We start from the raw sequence: 10944 nt of genomic DNA on the forward strand, positions 1-10944 counted from the left end.
CGGAACAATATGAATCTTTTATGTCGGCGATAGGCCGCGCAACGCGAGAGGGTAAATTGGAAAAAGGACGCATGGAAAACGCCGCAAGCGGCCTGCCGGCGCGCGGCACCGCGGTTACCGCCATCAGTCAGGCTATCGCCAACTGGCTGGAAACAGGGACATTGGGCCATAACGCCCGTTTACCCGCCGAGCGCGAGCTTAGCGCCCATTTCGCCACTACGCGCATCACCCTGCGCGAAGCGCTCGGCCATTTGGAGGCGCAGGGGAAAATCTATCGGCAGGAACGCCGCGGCTGGTTCGTCAGCCCGCCGCGCCTTGATTATAATCCGCTCAGCCGCAGCCACTTTCACGCCATGGTGCGCGAGCAGGGATTCAGGCCGGCCACCCAGGTGCTGGACGCCGAGGAGATGCCGGCGCCCCCCGCCGTCCGCCGGCATCTGGCGCTGGCGGACGGCGCCGGCGTTTATCGCATCCGCCGCGTCAGGCGTATCGACGGCCGGGCGGTGCTGTACGTGGAGCACTATCTGAACCCCGCCGTTTTCCCCGGGATTCTGGCGGAAGATCTCACGCGCTCGCTGAGCGAACTGTACGCGCGGCGCTACGACATCCGCTACGGCAAAGTGTGGTTCGGCATGCTGCCCACCACCTTTCCCACCACCGCCGCGCGGGCATTACGCACCGGCAAAAACAGCCCGGCGCTTTTCATCACCCGCATTAACCGCGACCAGCACGGCCGCATCATCGATTGCGATTTGGAGTATTGGCGTTACGACGCGCTGCATATCAGCGTGGAGGCGGGCTGACGCGCGGCGTCGGCCCGGCGGATAGCGGAAAAAACCGCGCCCTGCGGCGGCGTTGCCGGCGTCCGATCAGCGCTCGTCGCGCCGCCCCGGCACCGCGGACCAGAAGCGGCGGGCGTGGACGGTAACCTCTTCGCGGTCGTGATAAAGCTGTTTGGCATGCACTTCCCCATTAACGCCATGCTCCGCCAGCCGCTCGCGCAGTAGCGCCAGATTGTGGGAAACCTCCTCGTAGCGTTTCTTCATCGGCAGTTTCAGGTTGAATATCGCTTCCCTGCACCAGCCTTTTACCAGCCAGTCGGCCATCAGGCTGGTGACCTTAGCCGGTTTCTCCACCATATCGCAGACCAGCCAATAAACATTGTTACGCGGCGGTTCGAAACGAAAACCATCGGCCTGATGATGGATAACCTGCCCGGTTTCCATCAGGCTCGGCGCCATCGGGCCGTTATCCACGGCGTGAACCATCATGCTGCGTTTTACCAACTGATAGGTCCAGCCGCCGGGGCAGGCGCCCAGATCAACGGCGTACATGCCGCTGTCAAGGCGTTCATCCCACTCCTCGGCCGGAATAAATACGTGAAAAGCCTCTTCAAGTTTTAACGTTGAGCGGCTGGGCGCATCGGACGGGAATTTGAGACGGGGAATCCCCATATAAAACGGCGAGTTGTTGTTGCTGTAGGAATAGCCCGCATAGCAACAGCCCGGCGCGATAAACAGCACGTGCAGCACCGGCCGATCGGCCTTCTCATGACGCAGCAGGATCTTATTTTCACGCAGCGCGGCGCGTAAGGGTACGGTAAACTTGCGGCAGAACTTCATCAGCTCTTTGCTTTCATTGGTATCCGGAACCTCAACCCGCAGATCGCCGGCCCGCTCAACCACGCCGGTCAGCATGCCGACGATCGGCGTGATGCGATCTTCCGGCGCCAGATCGCGCAGCAGCTCACCGCCGACAAACATTTGGCGGGTAAAAATCAGCTCGTGAAACGGCAACTCTTTTATCAACCGATCGGCATCTTCATGCTGATAACACTCAAAGATCACATAGCCGCTGTTCTCTTTCACCCGCACAAAACCATAGGCGTTGTGCTGCGCGGCCTTCTCCGCGATCTCCGCCGCGCACTCTTTTTCAAAGCCCGGGCGGCAGTACAAAATAACTTTATTCATGACGTTCGGCCTTTCTCTTCAGACGCAATGCGCCAACCAACATTAACAGCCATCCGATCAGAAAACAGAATCCGCCCATCGGCGTAACATAGACCCAGAGCTTGAGATGGGAAAGCGCCAGGCAATACAGGCTGCCGCTGAACAACACCGTGCCCAGCGCCAGAAACACCCCGCTCCAGTAAAACCACAGGTTGGCGCGCTGCTGCATCAAAATGGACAGCGCCAGAATAGCCAGCGTATGAAACGCCTGGTACTCCAGTCCGGTGCGCAGCCAGGCGAGCTCCAACGGCTCCAGCGTTTTACTCAACGCATGCGAGGCAAACGCCCCCAGGGCGACAAAAACAAACCCGCTGATAGCGGAAAAAATCAGCATAAAGCGACTATTCATTATTCATGTCCAATTTAATGCCTATTCCATAGGCGTTATTATCTCAGGACGGCGCCATACTCGCGACGATGAAGCGTATTCGCTACGCCTCACCCTTCAGCGCGTACCGTTATCATAACGGAAGCGAAACTTTTCCTGTTCGTTGGCGGCGCGGGCCAGAATCCAATGGCGAAAGGCGGCTATTTTACCCAGTTCCGCCTGACTGTCATGACATACCAGATAAAAAGCGTTTTTACTGACCAAAACATCATTAAACGGACAGACCAATCTTCCCGCCTCAAGTTCGCTCTGCGCTATCACGTTATTCGCCAGCGCAATCCCCTGCCCGTGGATCGCCGCCTGTAATACCATGGCGCTGTGGCTGAAAATCGGCCCTTGCTGCACATTTATCTGCACCCCCAACTGGCGCGTATACGCCAGCCAGTCGCGCCGCGAAGCGTCATGCAACAGCGTATGCGCCCCCAGATCGTCCGGGGTTTTCAACGGGTGCTCCCCGGTCAGCAGCGCGGGCGAGCAGACGGGCAACAGATACTCGGCATACAGCTTTTCCACCCGCAGCCCCGGCCAGTTGCCGCGCCCGTAAAAAATGGCGACGTCCACGTCATCCGACAGGCGCTCCTCATCGCGATCCACCGCCTGAATACGCACATCAATTCCCGGGTATTGCGCGTTAAAGCTCAATAATCGGGGCACCAGCCAGTGAATGGCAAAGCTGGGAAGCAAACTCACGGTCAACGCGCCTTTGGCGCTGCGGGACTGCAACTTGCGGGTGGCTTCATTAAGTGAAGAGAAAATTTCTTTTATATCAAGATAGTAACTTTGCCCTTCCTCCGTCAGCAGCAGCGAACGATTACGCCGGCGAAACAATTTAAGCCCGAGAAAATCCTCCAGCGACTTGATCTGATGGCTGACCGCCGCCTGGGTAACGAATAACTCTTCCGCCGCTTTGGTAAAGCTCAGATGGCGGGCTGCCGCATCAAATACGCGTAAGGAATTGAGCGGGGGGAGACGTTTCGACATGAATGAAATTCTGTTATTTCCCGATAAATAACGCTTGGGTTGGGTTAATTATCTATTAGTTTTTGTAATCCGAAACATTATAATTTGTCCATTGAGGATGCGCCAGCAAATACCTATATTTAGCGCGACTTCCTGGGCCGGAACGAAAAGTGCGGAGGGGTGACCCGAAGGGCTTTTGGCTTGTGGTTGTGATGTTGTGTTTGCTATTTATTTGTCTGCCTGATTTTACTCTGGCACCGCTCAGGCGGTGCTTTTTTTATGGCCGGCGTCCCGCCCATTCTCCTTCGGGCCATCGCAAGCGACGTTGGAAATTGCTCCCGGCAATTTTTTATTCGGCGGCCGGCATGCTGTCGGCCGCCGGCGCGATTACTTCATTTCAACCATTTCTTTCACGTTATCGCGGTTGATCTGCTGATTCTGGCCGTATGCGTCGGTATAGCCGATCAGGCCGGTCTCTTCGTCAACCGTCGGTTTGCCGTCGGTAATAATGGTGCGCCCGTCATTGGTATGCATGACATAATTACTGGAACAGGCCGCCAGAGAAAAAGCCATGACGATAGCGGCAAAAATAGAGATTTTATTCTTCATAGTTAACTCCCATTAAATAAAAATGCCTTATCTTTAACTTTATCTATCAGTAAACTCTAAAAATTAACAATTTAAAGCATAGTCAGGTTTAGCCGATTTTCCACAAAATAACGCTAAGCATCGTCTTAAACTTGTTTCAGTCGTAAAAATGGGACAGGATCTGACGCCCAAAAGAGGATGCTCATGACACCGTTCAACGCCACGGCTTTCCGCCGGCAGTTTCCCGCGCTTGCGCACCGCGGGGTATATCTCGACAGCGCGGCCACCGCATTAAAGCCTCAGGCCGTCATCGATAGCGTTCAGCAGTTTTATTGCCGGGAGAACGGCACGGTTCATCGTAGCCAGCATCGAACGGCACAATGGCTGACGCAGCGCTTTGAGCAGGCCCGCGAACAGGTCGCCGCGCTGATTAACGCCGACGACCCGCGCGCCGTTATCTGGACGAAGGGGGCGACGGAAGCCATTAACCTTGTCGCGCAGAGCTACGCCCGCCCGCGCCTGCGTCCGGGCGATGAGATTGTCGTCAGCGAAGCCGAACATCACGCCAACCTGATCCCCTGGCTGATGGTGGCGCAACAAACCGGCGCGCGCGTGGTAAAACTGCCCATCGGCGCCGATTTATTGCCCGACATCGGGCTGCTTCCCGGGCTGCTGAACGCCAGAACGCGGATTCTGGCGTTGGGACAGATGTCCAACGTGACCGGCGGCGTCCCCAATCTGGCCGCCGCGATTCAGCTCGCTCACCGCTATGGCGCGGTGGTGATGGTCGACGGCGCTCAGGGCATGGCGCACTCTCCGCCCGACGTACAGGAGCTGGATATCGATTTCTATGCGTTCTCGGGACATAAGCTGTATGCGCCGACCGGCCTCGGCGTGCTGTATGGAAAAACCGCGCTGCTGGAGAGCATGCCGCCGTGGCAAGGCGGCGGGAAGATGATGACCCAGGTCTCTTTCGACGGCTTTACCCCGCAGCCGATCCCTCACCGCTTTGAAGCGGGCACGCCCCATATCGCCGGCGTTGTCGGCTTATCCGCCGCAATCACCTGGCTGTCGCAACAGGAGTGGCGGGCGGCGGAACAGTACGCTCAGCGCCTGGCGCAACAGGCGGAGACCCGGCTTGCGCGCTTTCCCGGTTTTCGCAGCTTCCGCTGCGCGGATTCCTGCGTGCTCTCTTTCGCGTTCGACGGCCTGCACCACAGCGATCTGGTCACGCTGCTGGCCGAAAGCGGCGTCGCGCTGCGCGCCGGGCACCATTGCGCGCAGCCCTTAATGAGCGCGCTCGGCGTCGGCGGCACGCTGCGCGCGTCATTCGCCCCTTATAACAATGAGCAGGATGTAGACGCGCTGATTGCCGCCGTCGGCGCGGCGCTTGAGTTACTGACGGACTAGCGAAGATAACATGACTGAGATGACAGCTACGCCCCACCCTTTCGGCCGCCAGATAAGCGCCGACGATCTGAAAACGCGTTTCGACGCCTGCCGCTCTTGGGAAGAACGATACCGGCAGCTTATTTTACTGGCCAAACAGCTTCCCGCCCTGCCGGAAACCTTAAAGAGCGAAGCGATCTCGCTCTCCGGCTGTGAAAATCGGGTCTGGCTGGGCTATCAACGCCGGGAAAACGGCACGCTGCACTTTTATGGCGACAGCGACGGGCGCATCGTGCGCGGATTACTGGCGGTGCTATTAACCGCCGTTGAAGGGAAAACCGCGCCGGCCTTGCTGCGGGAAGATCCGCTGGCGCTGTTCGATGCGCTGGGGCTGCGCGCGCAGCTCAGCGCATCGCGCTCAAGCGGTTTAGCCGCGCTGGCCGCCAGGATCCAGGCCATCGCGGCGCAGTGCGTCTGACGGGCGCCGCCTGCTATTTTAGCGCCGGTTTTTCCTCGGCCGGCTGACGCGCGGCCTTCGCCATCATCTTTTTCAGCGCATGGGAGACGGCGACAAAACCGAACGTCGCCGTCACCATGGCGGCGGCGCCGAAGCCGGAAGCGCAGTCCATGCGCTTCACGCCCTCGGCGGTGGCGCGCGACGCGCACACCGAGCCGTCAGGCTGCGGATAAACCAGCGGCTCGCTGGAAAACACGCAGTCGATCCCCAGCCGTCCTTTACTGTTTTTCACCACGTTGAAATCATGCTTCAGCCGTTCGCGCAGCTTGGCCGCCAGCGGATCCTGGATGGTTTTCGCCAAATCGGCCACCTCAATGCGCGTAGGATCGATTTGTCCGCCCGCACCGCCCGTCGTCACCACCGGAATTTTATAGCGCCGGCAGTAAGAGAGCAGCGCGGCTTTCGGGCGCACGCTGTCGATGGCATCGATCACGTAACTGAAACCGCCATCAACATCGAGTAATTGCGCGACATTCTCCGCGCTGATGAAATCATCCACGCAGGTAACGCGGCACTCCGGGTTAATCGCCAGAATACGCTGCGCCATCACTTCCGTTTTCGCCTGTCCGATGTGCTGACGCAGCGCGTGAATCTGCCGGTTGGTATTGCTGACGCACACATCATCCATATCAATCAGGGTGATCGCGCCGATGCCGGTGCGAGCCAGCGCCTCCGCGGCCCAGGAACCGACGCCGCCGATACCGATCACACAGATATGCGCCTCGGCAAACAGCGCCAACGCCTGCCGGCCATATAAACGTGCGGTGCCGCCAAAGCGCTGCAGATAGCCTTCGGATAATTGCGAGCTCATTACAACCAACCTTGTTACGCGATAAAATAGGGGAATTAAAGCGGCGCGCGCGGTATGGCGCGCCGCTAAAAAAACAGCGCCAATCATAAAGGATTGGCGCATTTGATGACAAACGCAATATCTATCGCGCGCCGCGCCGGCTAAACCGGCACGACCTCAACCAAACAGCTCATGGCGTTCGGCCCCTGCGTCAGCGAGGATGTGCCGATATCCAGCGTCAGCACGTTCGCGTTGCCGGACTGTTCGACCGGGTGCCATTCTTTACGCCCGAAGCCGGGTTCAAACCAGGCGCCGGTAGCCATAATCACCACGCCCGGCATCACGCCGTCGGTGATCTGAACGCCGGCATGGATGCGTCCGCGCGCGTTTCTGACTTCCACCAGGGAACGATCGCCAATCGCGCGCGCCGCCGCATCCTGCGGGTGCATATAGAGCGTCTCTTTGCCCGCGGTTTTATTGGCGGCGACCTGCGGCGTCGCCGCCAGTTGGCTATGCAGCCGATCCGCAGGCTGAATGGAAATAAAATGCAGCGGCCAGCGCTCGGCGGCGGGCGCCCCCAGCCATTCAACCGGCGGCCGCCACTCGGGGTGCGGAGCGAAATCGGGTGCGTCATAACCCGCGATGGTGGCGCTGAACAACTCTATTTTACCGCTGGGCGTTTGCAGCGCGTGCTGCCGCGGGTCGCGGCGGAAATCTTCAAAGAAAACAAACGGCTCGTCATCCATCGGAATCTCGACGTAGCCTTTTTGCCAAAAGGCGTCGAATGACGGCCAGGCTCGCCCGTTATCCTTCTGTCGCGCGCGGCAGTCATCATAGAGCGTCGTCAGCCACTCCCACTCGCCGCGGTTCTGGGTGAAATCGCGCCCATAGCCGAGCCGTTCGGCCAGCTCGCTGAAAATCGCAAAATCATCACGCGCCTGATGCTGAGGCGCTATCGCCTGGTGCATGGCGAAAATAAAGCGATCGCGGGAAGAGCCGCCGAGATCATTGCGCTCCAGCGTCGTGGTCACCGGCAGTACGATATCGGCCATGCGCGCCGCCGGCGTCCAGACGATATCCTGAACAATCACCGTGTCGGGTTTGCGCCACCCCTCCACCAGGCGATTCAGCTGCTGGTGATGATGGAAAGGATTGCCTCCGGCCCAGTGAATCAGATGCACGTCGGGATAGGTATGGGTTTCCCCCTGGAAGGCGTACTCCCGACCGGGGTTGAGCAGCATATCGGCGATACGCGCCACGGGGATCGACCGCCCGGCATTGGCGCAGGAGGGGGAGGCCGGCGCGGGCGTGGCGATGCGTTCATTGCCGACGCCGTTCATCGATCCGTGACCGAACGAGAAACCGCCGCCCGGCAGCCCGACCTGGCCCAGCATCGACGACAGCGCGATCATCATCCAGTAGGGCTGTTCGCCGCGGTGCGCCCGCTGCACGGAATAGGCGCAGGTAATGAAGCTGCGCACGCCGATTAACTGCCGCGCCAGCCGTTCGATGCGCCCGGCCGGAATGCCGGTGATGGCGCTGGCCCAGGCCGGCGTTTTCGCCGCGCCGTCGCGGCGGCCGTTAAGGTAATCCGTCAGTTGCTCATAGCCGACGCAGTAGCGTTGCAAAAAGTCCTTATCGTCGGCGCCCAGGCGTTGAATTTCATATCCCAGCGCCAGCATCAGCGCCACATCGGTATTCGGGCGGATAGGGATCCACTCCGCATTGACGAATGCCGGACAATCGTCGCGCATCGGGCTGATATTGATCACCGGAACGCCTTTCGCCGCCAGGGTTTCCAGCGCGGGTTGCAACGTATGATGTCCGGCGCCGCCGGAGGCGACCTGAGCGTTTTTCAGCGCCAGCCCGCCGAACGCGAGGAAAATATCGCAGTGCGCGGCGACGCTGCGCCACTCCGTCACCTTGCCGGTCAACGGATGAAAGGTGCCGATCACGTACGGCAAAAAAAACTGCGCCGCGCCCCAACTGTAGTTGCCCTGCTGATCCACCGCGCCGCCGCCGGAAAAATAGAAGCGGCGCACCTGTGAGCGGGCGTGATGAAAGCGCCCGGCGGAAGACCAGCCATAAGAGCCGGCGAATAGCCCGTCGGCGCCGTAGCAGCCGCGCACGCGCCGATTCTCTTCGGCGACCAGATTTAACGCGACGTCCCAGTCGACTTCAATAAAATCCTCTTTGCCGCGCAGCGCGCCGTCGCTGTTTTCACGCCGTTGCAGCCAGGAACGGCGCACGGCGGGTCGGCGGATGCGGTGTTGCGAATACACCAACGGCGCAATGGAGTCGAGCATCGCGGAAGGGGCGGGATCGTCCGCGAACGGTTCGCAGCGAATCAATTTCCCCTCTTCGACAACGGCGGTAAACGCTCCCCAGTGAGCCAGGTGTGGATAACGCTTAATCGGCATGACGGCCCCATGACAAATAGTTAGCAGGGTACATAATAGGGTAAACGCCTGTTTTATCCTATTGCCGACACAGCAAATCGTTTTCTATCTATAGCGATAAAATAGATAACGGACGCGGCGGCGAAAGAAAGTCGCCGCCGGCAAGGGAGAAAATCGGGGGGTTAATTCTGCGGATGGCCGACCAATAGCGATCCCGAACTATTGCCGTTCATTGACGGACTGTTTTGAGAAGCGCTGAACAAGGTTCCGTTGCTCAGCGTATTTTTCAATACCCATACCCGGCCATAGTGGTTATAAAATCCCGCCGCGTGGCCCGCTTCCTGGCCAATGCCCTGGTAAATATCGAAGTGCTGCCCCTTAATCGCTCCGCCGACATCCAACGCCACCATCAGACGCATTTCATACTTTCCGGTGAACTTGCCTTCATTATTCAATAAAGGCACCTCGGCCAGCAGCGTCGTTCCGGCCGGGATCAGCGAACGGTCGGAAGCGACGGACGCTTTAGCGACCAGCGGCACCGCGCTCGCCCCTTTCACCGGCGACGTCATCATCGGTTTAAAAAACACAAAGGAGGGGTTTTGCTCCAGCAGTTCGCGCACCTCATATTCCGAGTGCTGCTCGGCCCATTGCCGAATGGCCTGCATGGACATCTCTTCGCGCGCCACTTCACCGCGGTCGATCAGCACCTTGCCGATGCTGCGGTAGGCGTGGCCGTTTTTACCGGCATAGCCGAAGAACGTCAGCGGACGCCCATCGCCGAAATCGAGATAGGCGCTGCCCTGCACTTCCATCATAAAGTTATCCACCAGCGAATTTGTCCAGGCCAGAGCCAGGCGATCGTCTAAAGCGCCGGAGTATATCGACGCCCTATCCGGCAGGCGCCGATTTTTCTTGCCGCGTGACGGCATGGCGTAAAGCGGGTAGCGGAACTCTCCCTGACGGGTATAGCGGGCTTGCAGAACCGGCGTGTAGTAGCCGGTGAACTGGACGTTGCCGAAGTTGTCCACGCCCTCCATTTGCCAGGCGCTCAGGCCGAACTTGCCCAGCTCCCGGGTATCGGCGCCCGACATCATCCAGTTTTGTATCGCTTGAAAGGTGCCGTTGTTGCTGGCATACAGGTTGGGCGATGCGTTTCTGATCTCCGCCACCTGATTGACGAAGTCTCCGGCATTGACGGGTTTGCCGGTTGCATTCGGCTCGTTTACCAGTTCCAAAGGCTGATTGAGGTGTCCATCTTTATACTGCTGTCCGCGATCGGTCGGTCTGGATTGACATCCGGCGAGAATGGCGATCACCACGCCGGTCAGCACATACTTTCCCCAACATCCTCTCATCTTCTTTGCGCTCTCTTTTGACATCGACGAATTCACCGTCGAACGATAACAAACACCTATAGAGAAAGAAACGACGTCCGATAAAAATCGCCGGCGGCGGTTTCAGACTGTTGACAAAGTCAGATATTAGGGGAAACACGGGGGGAGGTTCCCGCAGGGATGCCTCACCCCCGTGGTCACCCCGTGTATCTCGATCTGACAGACCGGTTTGTCAGCAACCTCAAATCGCCGGCGGCGGTTTTTAACCTCGCGCGCTCGGTTATCTCCTGAGACTGAAACCCGGCGCGCGCCGTTCACAAAACAGTCTATCCGGCGGTAAATTCAGCACCTGCGCGGGCTAGCCCCTGTTTTTTACAGAAATAGGTTGCATAGACGCTCATGGAGAGTATAGTGCGCATCCACGGACGCGGGGTGGAGCAGCCTGGTAGCTCGTCGGGCTCATAACCCGAAGGTCGTCGGTTCAAATCCGGCCCCCGCAACCAATTGATTATCAGCGAATAGACACCCTTAGCGGGTGTTTTTTTGTTTTGGGCCTTCAGCGCTACGGGC

10 protein-coding genes and 1 tRNA gene are annotated in these 10944 nt (G+C 58.8%); 4 read left to right on the top strand and 7 right to left on the bottom strand.

What is annotated here, in order from left to right; translation table 11 throughout:
* Positions 1-71: 71 nt before the first annotated feature.
* Positions 72-803 (top strand): UTRA domain-containing protein, encoded by a 732-nt coding sequence (locus VSX58_RS07435; RefSeq protein ID WP_327617522.1) that lies wholly within the window; start codon positions 72-74, stop codon positions 801-803.
* A gap of 66 nt (positions 804-869) precedes the next feature.
* Here the strand turns inward: VSX58_RS07435 and rlmM are convergent, their stop codons facing one another.
* From rlmM to VSX58_RS07455, 4 genes are all read right to left on the bottom strand, one after another.
* Positions 870-1970, bottom strand: coding sequence for a 23S rRNA (cytidine(2498)-2'-O)-methyltransferase RlmM (gene rlmM, locus VSX58_RS07440; RefSeq protein ID WP_327617523.1), 1101 nt, complete (start codon positions 1968-1970; stop codon positions 870-872).
* A complete protein-coding gene (locus tag VSX58_RS07445) occupies positions 1963-2358 on the bottom strand; it encodes a DUF423 domain-containing protein (RefSeq protein ID WP_327617524.1) in 396 nt (131 codons plus the stop codon). Before VSX58_RS07445 ends, rlmM begins: the two co-directional genes overlap by 8 nt.
* A 96-nt stretch (positions 2359-2454) precedes the next feature.
* Positions 2455-3378: a transcriptional regulator GcvA gene (locus tag VSX58_RS07450; protein ID WP_327612613.1), complete on the bottom strand. Its 924-nt coding sequence runs from the start codon at positions 3376-3378 to the stop codon at positions 2455-2457.
* Positions 3379-3744: 366 nt separating this feature from the next.
* Positions 3745-3966, bottom strand: coding sequence for a YgdI/YgdR family lipoprotein (locus VSX58_RS07455; RefSeq protein ID WP_327612612.1), 222 nt, complete (start codon positions 3964-3966; stop codon positions 3745-3747).
* 183 nt (positions 3967-4149) lie between these two features.
* On the opposite strand from VSX58_RS07455, the gene csdA reads away from it, so the two are divergent.
* Both csdA and csdE read left to right on the top strand, forming a co-directional pair.
* A complete protein-coding gene (csdA, locus tag VSX58_RS07460) occupies positions 4150-5355 on the top strand; it encodes a cysteine desulfurase CsdA (protein ID WP_327617525.1) in 1206 nt (401 codons plus the stop codon).
* A gap of 10 nt (positions 5356-5365) precedes the next feature.
* The gene (gene csdE / locus VSX58_RS07465; RefSeq protein WP_327617526.1) at positions 5366-5812 is read left to right on the top strand and encodes a cysteine desulfurase sulfur acceptor subunit CsdE; all 447 of its coding nucleotides are present in this window, start codon (positions 5366-5368) and stop codon (positions 5810-5812) included.
* Positions 5813-5825: 13 nt separating this feature from the next.
* Here csdE and tcdA read toward each other — a convergent pair whose 3' ends face one another.
* The 3 genes from tcdA to mltA form a co-directional block, all read right to left on the bottom strand.
* On the bottom strand, positions 5826-6662 hold the full coding sequence (gene tcdA / locus VSX58_RS07470; RefSeq protein ID WP_327617527.1) for a tRNA cyclic N6-threonylcarbamoyladenosine(37) synthase TcdA: 837 nt from the start codon (positions 6660-6662) through the stop codon (positions 5826-5828).
* Between the two features lie 140 nt (positions 6663-6802).
* Entirely contained in the window at positions 6803-9061 is a 2259-nt protein-coding gene (locus VSX58_RS07475) for a molybdopterin-dependent oxidoreductase (protein ID WP_327617528.1), read from the bottom strand.
* 161 nt (positions 9062-9222) lie between these two features.
* Positions 9223-10395, bottom strand: coding sequence for a murein transglycosylase A (gene mltA / locus VSX58_RS07480; protein WP_327617548.1), 1173 nt, complete (start codon positions 10393-10395; stop codon positions 9223-9225).
* 405 nt (positions 10396-10800) lie between these two features.
* Here mltA and VSX58_RS07485 point away from each other — a divergent pair.
* Positions 10801-10877: transfer RNA gene (locus tag VSX58_RS07485), tRNA-Met, on the top strand.
* Positions 10878-10944 lie beyond the last annotated feature (67 nt).

It is taken from the genome of Brenneria populi (assembly GCF_036016195.1).
GTDB lineage: Bacteria > Pseudomonadota > Gammaproteobacteria > Enterobacterales > Enterobacteriaceae > Brenneria > Brenneria populi.

Excerpts from the sequence above, each read along its gene's own strand:
- VSX58_RS07435 (WP_327617522.1), top strand. The coding sequence starts at position 72 with ATGGAAAACGCCGCAAGCGGCCTGCCGGCGCGCGGCACCGCGGTTACC.
- rlmM (WP_327617523.1), bottom strand. The coding sequence starts at position 1,970 with ATGAATAAAGTTATTTTGTACTGCCGCCCGGGCTTTGAAAAAGAGTGC.
- VSX58_RS07445 (WP_327617524.1), bottom strand. The coding sequence starts at position 2,358 with ATGAATAGTCGCTTTATGCTGATTTTTTCCGCTATCAGCGGGTTTGTT.
- VSX58_RS07450 (WP_327612613.1), bottom strand. The coding sequence starts at position 3,378 with ATGTCGAAACGTCTCCCCCCGCTCAATTCCTTACGCGTATTTGATGCG.
- VSX58_RS07455 (WP_327612612.1), bottom strand. The coding sequence starts at position 3,966 with ATGAAGAATAAAATCTCTATTTTTGCCGCTATCGTCATGGCTTTTTCT.
- csdA (WP_327617525.1), top strand. The coding sequence starts at position 4,150 with ATGACACCGTTCAACGCCACGGCTTTCCGCCGGCAGTTTCCCGCGCTT.
- csdE (WP_327617526.1), top strand. The coding sequence starts at position 5,366 with ATGACTGAGATGACAGCTACGCCCCACCCTTTCGGCCGCCAGATAAGC.
- tcdA (WP_327617527.1), bottom strand. The coding sequence starts at position 6,662 with ATGAGCTCGCAATTATCCGAAGGCTATCTGCAGCGCTTTGGCGGCACC.
- VSX58_RS07475 (WP_327617528.1), bottom strand. The coding sequence starts at position 9,061 with ATGCCGATTAAGCGTTATCCACACCTGGCTCACTGGGGAGCGTTTACC.
- mltA (WP_327617548.1), bottom strand. The coding sequence starts at position 10,395 with ATGAGAGGATGTTGGGGAAAGTATGTGCTGACCGGCGTGGTGATCGCC.